Raw genomic sequence first — 15,496 nt, forward strand, 5'->3', positions numbered from 1 at the left:
TGGTCGGTGGTGGCCGCAGCCCCCTTGGGCAGATCCCATGGCCACCACCGGGCAGTTCTCGTGGCCGTCAGCGGGCAGGTTTCATGTCCGCCACTGGGCAGTTCTCACTGGCCCTTGACAGTCGCCGCGATCAACAGCGGCGAGTAGGCACCGAGGATCAACCCTCAAAGCCCACCACCCAGCGGGGCACTTCCCGGTGCTCGTCGTGCCACCTCTGGAGCCGCTCGCTGTACGTCGAATCTCGCCTCGTTTTCCTGTCCGAGGACGAGCGGGTCCGGATCGCCGACCTGGCCAGCCGGGTCTCGGGCCGACAGCGATCGGGCGGGAGTTGGGCCGCGCAGCATCGACGATCAGCCGCGAGCTGCGACTTGACCCTGCTTGAATCGGACGAATTCGAACGACGATGTCCCCTCCCGCTCGACCAGCGGGTCGATATCGGATTCCTGCCCAGCCTCCCGGTACGCCACCGACCGAAGACCGCGAGCTTCCCGTAGCCCGCATCATCGGCGATACGCCGATAGCACGGGAGCAGCCGCCTCGATCCGCTTCTCCGGGTGAACGCTCGGCAGATCCGAAGCTGCATTCACGTGCTGACTCACTGCGGGCTGGCTGATTCCGAGCGCCGTTGCGGTCTCCCGCTGACTCATCCCCGTTGCGACCATCTCCCTCAGCGCGGGCACACGCCGAAGCTGTGCGACATCCTCATCATGTCGCGCGGCGCGACACTCGGCCGAGAGGTCCATCAGGCAACCTCATCACGGTCGCTGCGGTGAACGCTCCCCTGAGCGTCGGGCTCAGCAGCGTCACACCGGAGGTTAAGAGGGCGCGATCAATCCAGCTGCCACCCGGAGCGACCGCGTCACGGCCCGCTCCACCGCCGGGCCTGGTAGCCGATGAGGGGTACCAGCCGCTGCCAGGTCACGGGGCTGCACTGTAAGTCTCGTCGTCCACGTAGACCGAGCTCCCGAGCTCGAGGAACTGTGCGGACTTCTCGGCCATGCCCGTCGCGACGTAGTCGCGGACGTCCTGGCTGATCCGCATCGAGCAGAACTTCGGCCCGCACATGGAACAGAAGTGCGCGGTCTTGCTGGCCTCGGCCGGGAGGGTCTCGTCGTGGAACGCCTCGGCGGTGTGCGGGTCCAGGGAGAGCGCGAACTGGTCGTGCCAGCGGAACTCGAAACGGGCACGTGACAGCGTGTCGTCCCAGTCGCGGGCACCGGGGTGACCTTTGGCGACGTCGGCCGAGTGGGCGGCGAGCTTGTAGGTGATCACCCCGGTCTTCACGTCGTCGCGGTTGGGCAGGCCGAGGTGCTCCTTGGGGGTGACGTAGCACAGCATCGCGGTACCGTGCATGGCGATCGCCGCCGCGCCGATGGCAGAGGTAATGTGGTCGTAGCCGGGCGCGATGTCGGTGGCCAGCGGCCCGAGGGTGTAGAACGGCGCGCCGTGGCACCACTCCTGCTGCAGGACGACGTTCTCCTCCACCAGGTTCAGCGGCACGTGCCCGGGGCCCTCGACCATCACCTGCACGTCGTGCTCCCAGGCGCGCTGCGTCAGCTCCGCCAGGGTGCGGAGCTCGGCGAGCTGCGCCTCGTCGTTGGCGTCGGCGGTGCAGCCGGGACGGAGGCCGTCGCCGAGCGAGAAGGACACGTCGTACCGGCCGAAGATCTCGCACAGGTCGTCGAAGTGGGTGTAGAGGAAGTTCTCCTCGTGGTTCGCGAGGCACCAGCCGGCCATGATCGAACCGCCACGAGACACGATCCCGGTGATCCGCTGGGCGGTCAGCGGCACGTAGCGCAGCAGCACGCCGGCGTGGATGGTCATATAGTCCACGCCCTGCTCGCACTGCTCGATGACGGTGTCTCGGAACACCTCCCAGGTCAGCTTGCTGGCGTCGCCGTCGACCTTCTCCAGTGCCTGGTAGATCGGCACGGTCCCGATCGGGACCGGGGAGTTGCGGATGATCCACTCGCGGGTGGTGTGGATGTCGTCCCCGGTGGACAGGTCCATCACCGTGTCCGCGCCCCAGGTCACCGCCCAGGTGAGCTTGTCGACCTCCTCGGCGATCGAGCTCGTCACCGCGGAGTTGCCGATGTTGGCGTTGACCTTCACCAGGAACCGGCGTCCGATGATCATCGGCTCGGCCTCGGGATGGTTGACGTTGGCCGGGATGATCGCGCGCCCGGCTGCCACCTCGGAGCGGACCAGCTCGACGTCACAGCCCTCACGGATCGCGACGTACTCCATCTCCGGGGTAACCCGTCCCTGGCGGGCGTAGTGCATCTGGGTGACGACGCCGGCGCCGCGGCGCGGACGAGGCCTCGTCCCCCGCCACTGCTCGCGCGCCTCGCCCCGCCGGAGCGCGGCCTTGCCGTTGTCGAGCAGCTGGGTCTCCCGCCCGGCGTACTCCTCGATGTCGCCACGCTCGGCGACCCAGGCGGCCCGCAGGGGCGGCAGGCCCACCTCGGGGTCGCTGCCGGGTCCGGCGGTGGTGTATCTGTCGAACGTCTCGCCGTTGGTCAGCGCGACCCGGGTGAACGGGACACGGATGTCGGCTCGCGATCCGCTGCGGTGGACGGTGCTGTGGCTCGGGTGGATCTGCATCACTTCTCCTGGGTGGGCGGGTTGTGTCGGGCTGGGGTGAACGTGTGGGCGACCGGGCCGCGGCCGCGACCGAGACGCCAGTCGGCGCTCGTGCGCAGGGCGGCCGCCACGAATGTGTGGGCGGCGGTGGCGGCGTCGATCAGGTCGGCGCCGCTGGCCAGGTGGACGGCGAGGGCCGCCGAGAACGTGCACCCGGTGCCATGGTCGTTGGTCGTGGGTACGGCGGCGTGCTCGAGGGTCTGCACCCGGCCCCGGCCGTCCACCACCACGTCGTGGCACGTCGGGGCCTCGGCGTCACCACCGGTGAGCACGACCGCAGGCCCGAGCGCATGCAGGGCCAGAGCCACGTCCTCCCGCGGATCCGCCGGCCCGGCGCCGGTCAGCCGGAGCGCCTCGTCGAAGTTCGGCGTGACGACCGTGGCTCGCGCAAGGACGTGGTCGCGGTAGGCGGCCACCACTGAGGCATCGCCGAGCTCCGCACCGCTCGTGGCCACCAGGACCGGGTCCACGACCAGCGGGAGTCCGGGCGGCAGGTCGGTCACCACTGCGGCGACCTCGGCGGACCCGAGCATGCCGGTCTTGACCACGGCGACCGGCACGTCCTCCAGGACGGCGTCGATCTGGGCCCGGACATCGTCGGCCGACAGCGGCACGACCCGGCGCACTCCGACGGTGTCCTGGGCGGTCACGGCCGTGACGGCGCAGGCCCCGTGCGCACCGAGCGCCGCGAACGTCGTCAGGTCGGCGGCCACCCCGGCGGCACCGCCGGAGTCGGTGCCGGCGACGGTCAGTGCGACCAGCGGGCTGCTCACCGGACAGCCTGCGAGATCCGCCGGAAGGCGCCGGCGGGGTCGTCGGCGCGCATGACGGCACCCATGACGGCCACCCCGTGGGCACCCGCGTTCCGCAGGTCCGCGGCGTTCTGCTCGTCGACCCCTCCCAGGGCGAAGACCGGCACGTGTCCTGCGAGCGTCACGGCACGTCGGAGGCCGGGCAGGCCGAGCGCGGGGCCGTAGCCGGGCTTGGACGCCGACGCGGCGACCGGCGAGATCGTGAGGTACGACGCACCGCCGGACGCGGCGGCGCGGATCTCGGCGTCGTCGTGGCATGAACGTCCGTGCGGGAGGGGAGGCCCCTCGTCGGGGCGCGCCTGCGCCGTTGCCAGGTGCACGCCGGCCACTCCGTCCAGCCGGGTGCGAGCGCTGAGCACGGCGACCCCGGCCGCGCCGAGCGCGCGGGCGAGCCGTTGCCGCTGGTCCTCGGGCAGGTCGAGCTCGCGCAGCACCACCGCGTCGAGCCCCGCATCGACGCACGCAGCCACGGTGCCCACGAGGTCGCGGCCGGTGGGAAGCTGGCTGCGGTCGGTGAGCAGCAGCACTCGGGGCACGTTCATGTGCCCACCCGCCCGGCCATTGGGCTCGACGCGCGAGCGGTGGTGAGCCGGGGGATGCGACCGGCCCGGCGTGCCAGCTCGCCGGCCTCGACGGCGGCGCGCAACGCCGCGGCCATCTGGGCCGGACGGTCGGCCCGGGTGATCGCCGTGGCCGCCAGCACGGCATCACACCCCAGCTCCAGCGCGAGCGCCGCATCGCTGGCGGTGCCGATCCCGGCGTCCAGGACCACGGGAACCGCGACAGCGGCGCGCACGGCCTCGATGGCCCTGGGGTCGTCGAGGCCACGGCCCGTGCCGATCGGAGATCCGAGCGGCATGACGGCCGCGCAGCCGACGTCGACCAGGCGCCGAGCGAGGACCGGGTCGGCACTGGTGTAGGGCAGCACCGTGAATCCCTGCCGGACCAGCGTCTCGGCTGCGTCCAGCAGCTCGACGGCGTCCGGCATCAGGCTCGTCTCGTCGCCGACCACCTCGAGCTTGACCCAGTCGGTCTCGAGTGCCTCGCGCGCCAGCTGAGCGGTGAGCACGGCCTCCCGGGCGCTGAGGCATCCCGCCGTGTTCGGCAAGATGCGTACCCCCAGCCCCCGAAGCGTGTCGAGCAGCCCGCCGCTTCCAGTGTCAGACGTGCGCCGGACCGATACGGTCACCAGACCGGGCCGGGCCGCCTCGACGATCTCGCCCACCAATCTGGTGCTGGTCAGCCCCCCGGTGCCGATCCACAGCCGTCCGGGGAGTTCGATGCCCGCTACCTGCATCGCGCTCACCCGCCTTGGTGCGCGGTGACGAGCTCGACCGCGTCATCTTCCGACAGCGGGGTCGACTCCCACGATGCTGCGGGCACGACGCTCCCGTTGAGGGCGGCCGCGACTCCCCGGGCCGAAGGAAGCACGTCTTGCAACGTCGCGCCCTCCTCCACGAAACGCGGCTGGCCGTTGAGGTTGATCCTCATGACATGGCGTCCTTCCTGTGATCGGCGGGCGTACAGATCTGGTGCGGGCCAAACCGGCTCGGCGCGAACGGCCGCGCGACCGCAGGGATTTCGCCGTCCTCGACGTGAGCCCGGATCACCTGGGCGGTCAGCGGCGCGAGCAGCACGCCACCGCGGTAGTGGCCGACGGCCAGCAGCTGCGGCACCGCTCCTGGCCTGTCAGTGACCCCGAGCAGTGGTCCGTTGTCGGGGGTGCCGGGGCGATGCCGGGCGGTGATCTCGACGACGTCGGCGCTCTCCAGCCCGGGGACGAGGGTGCGCGCGGCGTGCAGCAGCCGCACCACCGCCCCGAGCGTCGCCACCGGCTCCGAGGCATGCTCCTCCTCGGTCGCACCCACCACGACCTCGCCGCCCGCCCGCGGCACGACGTACACCGGCTCGCCGTGCACCCGCGCGCGCAGGACCCGGGACGGCCGGTCGGCCCCCCGCAGCCGGATCGTCTCTCCCCGGACCGGTCGGACCTGCGGCACCAGGCTTCGGGCCTCGGCCCCGGTCGCGACGACCACCGCGTCGCAGCCGAACTCGGTCCCGTCCGCGAAGGCGACTCCCCCGTCGAGCACCGTTGCCCGGGCACGGACCACCCGGTCACCCAGCAGGCACAGGAGGGCCTCGGCGACCAGGCGCGGGTTGACGTTGTGATCCTCGGGAAGCAGGGTCGCGCCGGCGACCCGCGACAAGGTGGGCTCGTGCGCGCGTGCCTCTCGCCGGTCGAGCTCCTGGAAGGCGATGCCTTGGGTCGCGAGGACCTCGAGCGTGCGTCGCATCTGCTGCAGGTCGTCGTGGTCCTGCCCCACCAGCAGCGTGCCCGCGGTGCGCAGGTCGATGTCCACGCCGGAGGCAGCCTGCAGTCGAGCCGCGTACTCCGGCCACAGTCGCGCAGAGGCGACGCCGAGCCTGAGCAGGTCGGTCTCACCGTGCCAGGCCTCACCGGCCGGGGCGAGCATCCCGGCCGCCGCCCGGGTGGCGCCGCCGCCCGGGTCGGGATCGAACACCCGCACGTCGTGCCCGCAGCGCACTAGCTCCTCCGCGCAGGCGAGACCGACTATGCCGGCACCGATCACCGCCACCCTCATGCGAGCGCGATGGCGTCGACGAGTCCTCTCGCGGCCATGGCGGGCTGGGGTGATCGGCAGATGGCCGACGCCACCGCGACCCCGTAGGCCCCGGCCGCCATCACCTCGGGCACGCGCTCGGCGTTGATGCCGGAGATCGCGATCGCCGGCAGGACCCGAGCCGCATCACGCAGCGTCTCCAACCCGATCGGGACGGGGAGACCGCTCTTCGTGGTCGTGGGATAGACGGGCCCAACACCCACATAGTCGGCGCCTTCCGCCTTCGCCTTCCGAGCCTGTTCGGCGTTCCGGCACGTGCCGCCGACGAGGAAACCCGGCGGTGCCAGGCGTCTGGCCTCGGCGACGGGGACGTCATCACGGCCGAGGTGGACACCGTCTGCGCCGGCGGCAAGCGCAAGGTCGACGCGGTCGTTGACGATGACGCGCGCCGAGGTACCGGCCAGGCGATCCACGAGGGTGCGGGTGAACGCGACGATCTGACGGTCCGACAGCGACTTCGCCCGGACCTGGACCCCGTCGACGCCCTGGCGGACCACGGCCTCCAGCACGGCGATAGCTTCGTCGTCGTACGACCCGAAGTGGGTGATGCAATGAATGCGCGGTAGCACGTCGCTCCTCACTTCCTTCGCCGGCATTACCCGGATCAGGTTCGACGGTCGGAGCGGCTCCAGCCCCATCTCAGCCCGATGCCTCGGGCTCCCGTGTGGAATGCGACGACCGTAGCAGCCGTGCAAGCTCTCTCGGAAGGAGGTCAGCCGGAAGGCACAGCCCTCCCGCATTCTGCTTGACAACCACGCCGACCCGCGGTGAGGCCAACCAGTGAGCTGAGCAGGTCAGAGCCCGGCGACGTCGCCGATCAGGATGATCGCCGGCGGGCGTACCTTCTCGGTCTCGATCGACTTTCCGAGCTGACCCAAGGTCGTGCGGATGACCCGCTCGCTCGCCAAGGATCCGTCCACGACGATGGCCGCGGACTGGCCGGCGTCGCGTCCGCCATCGATGAGGGTCTGGGCGATCGCAGCGGCGTTTTGGACGGCCATCATCAGGACGATCGTGCCTCTTGATGCGGCCAGGGCGTCCCAGTTGACGAGGCTGTCAGGGTGGCGGGGCGGTACGTGTCCTGAGACGACGGTGAAGTCGTGGACGACACCTCGGTGTGTGACGGGAATTCCCGCCAGCGCTGGTACGGAGATGGACGAGGAGAGGCCGGGGATGACACGGACCGGGACCCCGGCTTGTTGCAGGTGAAGCACCTCCTCGAACCCTCGGCCGAAGACGTGGCTGTCGCCTCCCTTGAGGCGGACGACCCTCTTTCCGGCTCGCGCCCGGTCGAGCAGGACGGCGTTGATGTCTTCTTGGGCGGTGAACCGGCTGCGCGGGAACTTGGCGACGTCGATGAGCTCCACATCGGGAGCGAGCCTTGCAAGCAACTCATGAGACACCAGCCGATCGGTCACGACGACATCCGCGCCGAGCAGCGCCTTGAGGCCAGCGATCGTGATGAGGTCCGGGTCGCCTGGGCCGGCGCCGACGAGTGTGACTCCGGCGGAGGAGGCTGGGTCAAGGCAAAGGGCTTGGTCAGGCATGGGCGTCATTGTCCAAGCCAGGTGAGGTCATCGTCGATGCGGGCCACGGCGCCGTTGGGGACGTGGACCCACGGTGCTTCGTGTGGCTTCATGCCTTGGAGGTACGCGACGGCGGACCGTATCGCGTCCCCGTGCGACACGAGGACGGATACGGAGCCGCGGTCGAGGTCGCCGAGCACAGCACCCATGCGGTCGTACACGTCCATGAGCGACTCGCCACCCGCGATCGGTTGCGTCGGGTCCGACCAGTCGAAGGTCTCCGCTGCGGCCCAGGTCTCCTCGTACGTTCGGCCCTCCAGGTCACCCAGATGTTGCTCGCGGAGGCGGGGGTCCGACTCCGGAGTCAGTTGCAGCCGGCGGCCGATGACCGCGGCGGTCTCCGCCGCGCGGGTCAGGTCGCTGCTGACGAGACGGTCAGCAGCTAGTCCCAGGTCCTTGAGGTCTTCTGCGATCAGCTCTGCCGCTGCGGCCGACTGCGAGCGCCCGAGATCGGTCAGCGGCGGATGAGGGGTCTGTCCCTGGGTCAGGCGGCGGACGTTCCACTGCGACTGGCCGTGGCGGACGAGATAGACCGGGTGAGGCATGGGGGTGATTCTCCCGTAGGCTGCGGACTGCTCGTGGTGCAGGAACCCGGTGAGATTCCGGGGCGGTTCCGCCACTGTGACGTCGACAAGACGCAGCCAGACACTGGCCATGGGCTGATCCGACCGATTGACGGGGCGAGAACCCCGGAGGAGGAAAACGGCCCATGGCTGCGCCTACCCGCATCGCACTGCTGTCGACATCAGACACCGACCTGCTCTCTGCTCGCGCCAGCGGCGCCGGCTACGTCTGGGCGAACCCTGCCCGCAGCACCGACGCCGAGCTCACGGCACTCGCCACCGGCGCGGACCTCGTCGTCGTGCGCCTGCTCGGATCGCCTCACGACCTGTGGCCCGGCCTCGCCGCCGTGCGCGAGGCCGGCACCCCGCTGGTGATCCTGGGCGGCGAGCAGCAGCCGAACGCCGAGCTGATGGAGCTCTCCACCGTGCCGATGGGGACGGCCGCCGAAGCCCACCGCTACCTGGCCGAGGGCGGTCCGGCCAACCTCGCCCAGCTGCACGCGTTCCTCTCCGACACCGTGTTGCTGACCGGCGAGGGGTTCGAGCCTCCGGTCGCCATCCCGGCCTGGGGGTACGCCGACCGACCGGCCGGCCACGATGGCGACCTGCCCCGCGTGGGCGTGCTCTACTACCGCGCCCACCAGGCCAGCGGCAACAACGCGTTCGCCCACGCCCTCGCCGACGCGATCGACGCCACCGGCCGAGCCGTCGGCGTCCCGATCTTCGCCGGGTCGCTCCGCTCGGCGCCCGATGACCTCTACCAAGCGCTCGGGACGCTCGACGTCCTCATCGTGACGGTCCTCGCGGCAGGCGGTAGCGCCCCGGCCACGGCCAGTGCCGGCGGCGACGACGAAGCGTGGGACGTGGAGCGGATGGCAGCCCTCGACATCCCGGTGCTACAGGGCTTGTGCCTGACCAACAGCCGCGACGAGTGGGACGCCTCGGACGACGGGATCAGCCCGCTCGACTACGCCAGCCAGATCGCCATCCCCGAGTTCGACGGCCGGATCACGACCGCGCCGTTCTCGTTCAAGGAGATCGACGCCGAGGGTCTCCCGTCCTACGTCGCCGACCCCGAGCGCTGCGACCGCGTCGCCGGCATCGCGGTCAACCACGCCGTCCTGCGCCGGGTGCCCACCGGCGAGAAGCGGATCGCGCTGATGCTCAGCGCCTATCCCACGAAGCACGCGCGGATCGGCAACGCGGTCGGCCTCGACACGCCGGTCTCGGCCATCCGGCTGCTGCGCCGCCTGCGTGAGGACGGCTACGACCTCGGCACCGACAACCCGGTGCTGCCGCTCCTCGACCTGCCCGACGACACCGAGGCCGGCGACGCGCTGATCCATGCCCTCATCGCCGCCGGTGGGCAGGACGAGGAGTGGCTCACCAACGCACACCTCACCGACGCGCACGTGCGCATCGGCAAGGCGGCGTACGACGCCTGGACGGCCGACCTTCCGGTGTCTCTGCGTGACGCCATGGTCGAGGCGTGGGGCGAGTCACCGGGCGGCCTGTTCGTGAACGACGACGGCGAGATCGTTCTCGCCACCCTGCAGGCCGGCAACGTCGTGATCCTGATCCAGCCTCCGCGCGGCTTCGGCGAGAACCCGGTCGCGATCTACCACGACCCCGACCTTGCGCCCAGCCACCACTACCTCGCGGCCTACCGCTGGCTCGGGGCGGATGTCCAGGCCGGGGGCTTCGGGGCACACGCGGTGGTGCACCTGGGCAAGCACGGCTCGATGGAGTGGCTGCCCGGCAAAAACGCCGCACTGTCCGCCGCCTGCGGCCCTGACGCCGCCATCGCGAACCTGCCGCTGATCTACCCGTTCCTGGTCAACGACCCCGGCGAGGGCGCGCAGGCCAAGCGACGCGCGCACGCCACGATCGTCGACCACCTCGTGCCGCCCATGGCGCGCGCGGAATCCTACGGCGACATCGCACGACTCGAGGGCCTGCTCGAGGAGTACGACAAGATCTCAGCGATGGACCCCGCCAAGCTGGCGGCCATCCGCGGGGAGATCTGGCAGCTCATGCACACCGCTCAACTGCACCGTGACCTCGGCCTGGAGGAGCGCCCCGACGACGAGGAGTTCGACGACTTCCTGCTCCACGTCGACGGTTGGCTGTGCGAGATCAAGGACGCCCAGATCCGCGACGGCCTCCACGTCCTGGGCGCGGCGCCGACCGGCGAGGCCCGGGTCAACCTGGTGCTCTCCATCCTGCGCGCCGCGCAGGTGTGGGGCGGCGTCGGCAACGCGGTCCCCGGCCTGCGGGCCGCGCTCGGCCTCAAGGATGGCGCCGATCTTCGGGCCGTCGACGAGACGGAGGCGCGGGCCCGGACGCTGGTCGAGGCAATGGAGGCGGCTGACTGGGACCCGACGGTCGCGACCACGCTGCATGACGCGCCGGAGGTCCAGCAGGTGCTGAGGTTCGCGGCCGAGCAGGTCGTCCCCCGCCTGGCCGGGACGACCGGCGAGCTCGACGCGGTCCTCCACGCGCTCGCCGGCGGGTTCGTGCCGGCCGGGCCCTCCGGCTCCCCCCTGCGTGGCCTGGTGAACGTGCTGCCGACGGGCCGCAACTTCTACACCGTCGACCCGCGGGCCGTCCCCAGCAGGCTGGCCTGGCAGACCGGCCAGGCGATGGCCGACTCGCTGGTGCAGAAGTACCTCGACGAGACCGGCACCTATCCCACGTCGGTCGGACTGTCGGTGTGGGGTACCAGCGCCATGCGGACCTCCGGGGACGACGTCGCCGAGGTGCTGGCGCTGCTCGGGGTGCGTCCGGAGTGGGACGCCGAGTCCCGTCGGGTCCGCGGGCTGGTCGTCGTCCCGCTCGAGGAGCTCGGCCGCCCGCGCATCGACGTCACCGTCCGGATCTCGGGCTTCTTCCGCGACGCGTTCCCCCACGTCGTGGCGATGCTCGACGACGCGGTGCGGATGGTGGCCGACCTCGACGAGCCGGCCGAGGCGAACTACGTGCGCGCCCACTTCGCCGCCGACCTGGCCGAGCACGGCGACGCCCGCCGCGCGAGCACCCGCATCTTCGGGTCCAAGCCCGGGTCGTACGGCGCCGGCATCCTGCAGGTCATCGAGTCCGGCACCTGGCGCGACGACAACGACCTCGCCGAGGTCTACACCGCCTGGGGCGGCTTCGCCTACGGCCGCGACCTCGACGGTGCCCCGGCCGCCGACGACATGCGCGCCAACTACCGCCGCATCAAGGTCGCCGCCAAGAACGTCGACTCCGCCGAGCACGACATCGCCGACTCCGACGACTACTTCCAGTACCACGGCGGCATGGTCGCCACGGTCCGGGCGCTGACCGGTGCCGATCCGAAGGCGTACGTCGGCGACTCCACCTCGCCGGACGCGATCCGCACCCGCACCCTGTCGGAGGAGACCGCGCGCGTCTTCCGGGCTCGGGTGGTCAACCCGCGCTGGATCGCCGCCATGCAGCGGCACGGCTACAAGGGCGCCTTCGAACAGGCCGCCACCGTCGACTACCTCTTCGGCTTCGACGCCACCGCCGGGGTGGTGCACGACTGGATGTACGACAAGCTCGCCCAGGAGTACGTCCTCAACGAGCGGAACCAGGAGTTCCTGCGCAAGTCGAACCCGTGGGCACTGCGCGGCATCGTCGAGCGACTTCACGAGGCCGCCGAGCGCGGACTGTGGGCCGAGCCCGACGCCGACACCCTGGCCGCGATGCAGGAGGTCTACCTCGAGGTCGAGGGCGACCTCGAAGACCGCGAGTGAACGCCCGGTGAGGGTCCGCGTTCTCGGCGTCGGCATGGGGCCGCACCACATCACCCCGGAGGTGGCCGACGCGCTCCGGTCGTGCGACTACGTCCTCGCCGCCGAGAAGCGCGAGGACGACGGCCTGCTCTCGGTCCGCCGAGCCATCGCGGCCGAGCATGGTCTCGAGGTGGTCGCGGTCCCCGATCCCGAGCGGGATCGGGCCGATCCGGTCGACTATGCGAAGGCCGTCAAGGACTGGCACGAGGCTCGGGTGGCGGCCTACGAGCGGGTCCTGCGCGAGCGGGGTGGCACGGCGGCGTTCCTCGTGTGGGGTGATCCGTCGCTCTACGACTCGACGATCCGGGTCGTGGACCGGCTCGCCGAGCGGATGCCGCTGGAGTACGACGTGCTGCCGGGCATCAGCGCACCGCAGCTGTTGGCCGCCCGTCACCGGATCGTTCTGCACCCTGTCGGGCGCCCGGTCCACATCACCACCGGCCGGCGGCTCCGCGAGGAGCTGACGGCCGGCCAGACCAACCTCTGCGTCATGCTCACCGGCACCCTCGACCTGGCCGGGCTCGACGACTGGTCGATCTGGTGGGGTGCCAACCTCGGCACTGACTCCGAGGAGCTCGTCGCGGGGCGGGTCGCCGACGTGCTGCCCTCGATCGAAGCGGCGCGCGAGCGGGCGAAGACAGCGGCCGGCTGGGTGATGGACGTCTATCTGCTGCGGGCTCGGGAGACGCAGCCGTGAGCGGTCTGCTCGTCGCCGGGACGACCTCGGACGCCGGCAAGTCGGTCCTCACCACCGGCCTGTGCCGCGCCTTCGCGAGACGTGGCGTGAAGGTGGCGCCGTACAAGGCCCAGAACATGTCGAACAACTCGATGGTCTGCGCCGCCGCCGACGGCACGACCGCCGAGGTCGGCCGGGCACAGTGGGTCCAGGCACTGGCTGCCCGCGTTGCCCCTGAGCCGGCGATGAACCCGGTGCTGCTCAAGCCCGGCAGCGACCGGCGCAGCCATGTCGTCCTGATGGGCCACCCCACCGGCGAGGTCTCGTCGGCGGACTGGGAGACCGGCCGACGTCACCTGGCCACGGCCGCACACACCGCGTACGACGACCTCGCCGCGCGCTTCGACGTCATCGTGGCTGAGGGAGCAGGGAGCCCGGCCGAGATCAACCTGCGCGCCGGCGACTACGTCAACATGGGGCTGGCCCGGCACGCATCGCTGCCCACCGTGGTCGTGGGCGACATCGACCGTGGCGGTGTCTTCGCCGCGATGTACGGCACGGTCGCACTCCTGGAGCCCGCCGACCAAAGGCTGGTGGCCGGCTTCGTGGTCAACAAGTTCCGTGGCGAACTGGCGCTCCTCTCCCCCGGCCTGGACTCCCTGGAGCGGCTGACGGGCCGTCGCGTGTTCGGCGTACTGCCGTGGGATCCGAGCCTGTGGCTGGACTCCGAGGACGCCCTCGACCTGGACGGTCGTCGCTCCAGCGGTGAGGCCGCCTTCCGGATCGCGGTCGTGCGGCTGCCGCGAATCAGCAACTTCACCGACGTCGACGCGCTCGGTCTGGAGCCCGACCTCGACGTCGTCTTCGTCTCCGACCCCCGCGACGTCGCCGATGCCGACGTGATCGTGGTGCCGGGGACCCGCTCGACGATCAGCGACCTGGCATGGCTGCGCGCACGGGGCCTGGACGCCGCGATCCTCGACCACGCCCGCCGAGGTCGCCCCGTGCTCGGCATCTGCGGCGGCTTCCAGATGCTCGGCCGCACCATCAGCGACCCTGCCGGTGTCGAGGGCGTGCCGGGTGCCGAGGTCGAGGGGCTGGGGCTGCTCGACGTCCGCACCGACTTCGCCGCCGAGAAGGTGCTGCGATTGCCCACCGGCGCCGCCCTGGGCGCACCCGCCTCGGGCTACGAGGTCCACCACGGCCGGATCACCCGCGGCGGTGGCGAGGAGTTCCTCGGCGGAGCCCGCGCGGGCAAGGTCTTCGGCACGATGTGGCACGGCAGCCTCGAGGGCGACGCGCTGCGGGGTGCGCTGTTGTCCGAACTGCTGGGCCGAGAGCCGTCCGCGGTGAGCTTCGGTGCCGCCCGCGACGCCAGGCTCGACCGGCTGGGCGACCTGGTCGAGGAGCACCTCGACGTCGACGCACTGCTGACACTCGCCCGCGACGGCACACCAGCCGGCCTGCCCGTCCTACCCCCAGAAGGTTCCCCGTGAGGCTGCTGCTCCTGGGAGGCACCAGCGAGGCGCGCGACCTCGCCGCCCGGCTCGTCGACGATCGCGACAGCGGCATCGAGGTGACCAATTCCCTGGCCGGCCGGGTTGCCGAGCCGCGTCTGCCGGTCGGGAAGGTGCGCATCGGCGGCTTCGGCGGAGTCGAAGGTCTGCGGGCCGCGCTCGCCGAGTACGACGCCGTGGTAGACGCGACGCATCCCTTCGCCCTCGGCATGAGCGCCAACGCCGTAGCCGCCTGTCGCCTCGAAGACGTCCCCCTGCTGCGGCTCGAGCGGCCCGGTTGGGAGCCAGACCCGAGGTGGCACTACGTCGACGACCACGAACGGGCGAGCACGCTGGCCGCCTCGCTCGGTGCGCGGCCGTTCCTCACCGTCGGCCGCCAGGAGCTGGCTCGCTTCGTCCCCGCGCTGTCCGGCCACGCCGTGCTCGCCCGGGTCGTCGACCGTCCCGCCCTCGACCTGCCCGAGACGTGGACGCTGCTGACCAGCCGTGGCCCCTACACCCTCGACGGCGAGCTCGCCCTGATGCGGCAGCACGCCATCGACGTCCTCGTCACCAAGGACTCAGGCGGCAGCTACACGTGGCCCAAGATGCAGGCCGCCGCCGAGCTCGACGTCGCCGTGGTCGTCGTACGGCGTCCCGCGTGCCCGGTCGGGGTGCCGACCGTGCACGACGTGGACGATGCCGTCGCCTGGGTCAGGGAGCAGTCGTGAGAGCGCTCGTCACCGGCGGAGTCCGCTCCGGCAAGTCCCGTCACGCGGAGTCGCTCCTGACCGGACCGGTCACCTACCTCGCCCCAGGGCCGGTCCAGGACGACGCCGACTGGGCCGCGCGGATCGCCGCCCATCGGGCGCGGCGGCCTGTCGACTGGACGACTGTCGAGTCCCACGACCTCGTCGGAGTGCTCGCGCGCACGGACGGGCACGTCATGGTCGATTGCCTGGGCACGTGGCTCACGGCGGTGCTCGACGAGCGTGGCCTCTGGGGTGCGCCGGCGGACGAGATCACCGACGTGATCGGACACGTTGCGCAAGAGACAGCGGACGTCCTCGCTGTTCGCGACCAGGGAGAGGACACCGTTCTCGTCACCAACGAGGTCGGCCTGGGCGTCGTCCCCGAGCACCGGTCCGGTCGGCTCTTCCGGGACCTGCTCGGACTGGTCAACCAGCGCATCGCGGCGGCCTGCGACGAGGTGCACCTGGTGATCGCAGGCAGGGTGATCCGGCTATGACCCAGCCAGGCACCGCGCTGCTTCTCGTTGGC

Annotated in this window: 14 protein-coding genes and 2 riboswitches; of the genes, 5 read left to right on the forward strand and 9 right to left on the reverse strand. The window is 71.3% G+C overall.

What is annotated here, in order from left to right; all coding sequences use genetic code 11:
• Window positions 1-918: 918 nt before the first annotated feature.
• The 9 genes from thiC to QWJ41_RS18135 form a co-directional block, all read right to left on the reverse strand.
• A complete protein-coding gene (gene thiC, locus QWJ41_RS18095; protein ID WP_302709860.1) occupies window positions 919-2,604 on the reverse strand; it encodes a phosphomethylpyrimidine synthase ThiC in 1,686 nt (561 codons plus the stop codon).
• A complete protein-coding gene (thiD, locus tag QWJ41_RS18100; RefSeq protein WP_302709863.1) occupies window positions 2,604-3,416 on the reverse strand; it encodes a bifunctional hydroxymethylpyrimidine kinase/phosphomethylpyrimidine kinase in 813 nt (270 codons plus the stop codon). The genes thiC and thiD overlap by 1 nt, the downstream gene beginning before the upstream one ends.
• Entirely contained in the window at window positions 3,413-3,997 is a 585-nt protein-coding gene (locus tag QWJ41_RS18105) for a thiamine phosphate synthase (protein ID WP_302709864.1), read from the reverse strand. Before QWJ41_RS18105 ends, thiD begins: the two co-directional genes overlap by 4 nt.
• Window positions 3,994-4,752, reverse strand: a complete 759-nt coding sequence (locus tag QWJ41_RS18110; protein WP_302709926.1) for a beta/alpha barrel domain-containing protein — start codon at window positions 4,750-4,752, stop codon at window positions 3,994-3,996. The genes QWJ41_RS18105 and QWJ41_RS18110 overlap by 4 nt, the downstream gene beginning before the upstream one ends.
• Window positions 4,753-4,757: 5 nt before the next feature.
• Window positions 4,758-4,946, reverse strand: a complete 189-nt coding sequence (thiS, locus tag QWJ41_RS18115; RefSeq protein ID WP_302709865.1) for a sulfur carrier protein ThiS — start codon at window positions 4,944-4,946, stop codon at window positions 4,758-4,760.
• On the reverse strand, window positions 4,943-6,058 hold the full coding sequence (gene thiO / locus QWJ41_RS18120; RefSeq protein WP_302709866.1) for a glycine oxidase ThiO: 1,116 nt from the start codon (window positions 6,056-6,058) through the stop codon (window positions 4,943-4,945). The genes thiS and thiO overlap by 4 nt, the downstream gene beginning before the upstream one ends.
• Window positions 6,055-6,693, reverse strand: coding sequence for a thiamine phosphate synthase (gene thiE / locus QWJ41_RS18125; protein WP_302709867.1), 639 nt, complete (start codon window positions 6,691-6,693; stop codon window positions 6,055-6,057). The genes thiO and thiE overlap by 4 nt, the downstream gene beginning before the upstream one ends.
• Window positions 6,662-6,771, reverse strand: a riboswitch (TPP riboswitch). It overlaps the preceding gene by 32 nt.
• A 120-nt stretch (window positions 6,772-6,891) precedes the next feature.
• Window positions 6,892-7,644, reverse strand: a complete 753-nt coding sequence (gene cobA, locus QWJ41_RS18130) for a uroporphyrinogen-III C-methyltransferase (protein WP_302709868.1) — start codon at window positions 7,642-7,644, stop codon at window positions 6,892-6,894.
• A gap of 5 nt (window positions 7,645-7,649) precedes the next feature.
• Window positions 7,650-8,228, reverse strand: a complete 579-nt coding sequence (locus QWJ41_RS18135; RefSeq protein WP_302709869.1) for a histidine phosphatase family protein — start codon at window positions 8,226-8,228, stop codon at window positions 7,650-7,652.
• Between the two features lie 17 nt (window positions 8,229-8,245).
• Window positions 8,246-8,354: riboswitch (cobalamin riboswitch) on the forward strand.
• A 38-nt stretch (window positions 8,355-8,392) separates the two neighbouring features.
• On the opposite strand from QWJ41_RS18135, the gene cobN reads away from it, so the two are divergent.
• From cobN to QWJ41_RS18160, 5 genes are read left to right on the forward strand one after another with little or no spacing between them, the layout of a single operon-like run.
• On the forward strand, window positions 8,393-12,004 hold the full coding sequence (cobN, locus tag QWJ41_RS18140; protein WP_302709870.1) for a cobaltochelatase subunit CobN: 3,612 nt from the start codon (window positions 8,393-8,395) through the stop codon (window positions 12,002-12,004).
• 7 nt (window positions 12,005-12,011) lie between these two features.
• Entirely contained in the window at window positions 12,012-12,740 is a 729-nt protein-coding gene (gene cobF / locus QWJ41_RS18145) for a precorrin-6A synthase (deacetylating) (protein WP_302709871.1), read from the forward strand.
• On the forward strand, window positions 12,737-14,215 hold the full coding sequence (locus tag QWJ41_RS18150; RefSeq protein WP_302709872.1) for a cobyric acid synthase: 1,479 nt from the start codon (window positions 12,737-12,739) through the stop codon (window positions 14,213-14,215). The genes cobF and QWJ41_RS18150 overlap by 4 nt, the downstream gene beginning before the upstream one ends.
• The gene (locus tag QWJ41_RS18155) at window positions 14,212-14,946 is read left to right on the forward strand and encodes a cobalt-precorrin-6A reductase (protein WP_302709873.1); all 735 of its coding nucleotides are present in this window, start codon (window positions 14,212-14,214) and stop codon (window positions 14,944-14,946) included. The genes QWJ41_RS18150 and QWJ41_RS18155 overlap by 4 nt, the downstream gene beginning before the upstream one ends.
• Window positions 14,943-15,464 (forward strand): bifunctional adenosylcobinamide kinase/adenosylcobinamide-phosphate guanylyltransferase, encoded by a 522-nt coding sequence (locus QWJ41_RS18160; protein WP_302709874.1) that lies wholly within the window; start codon window positions 14,943-14,945, stop codon window positions 15,462-15,464. The genes QWJ41_RS18155 and QWJ41_RS18160 overlap by 4 nt, the downstream gene beginning before the upstream one ends.
• Window positions 15,465-15,496: the final 32 nt, after the last annotated feature.

The sequence above is a fragment of the Nocardioides cremeus genome, from assembly GCF_030518195.1.
GTDB classification, from domain to species: Bacteria; Actinomycetota; Actinomycetes; order Propionibacteriales; family Nocardioidaceae; genus Nocardioides; species Nocardioides cremeus.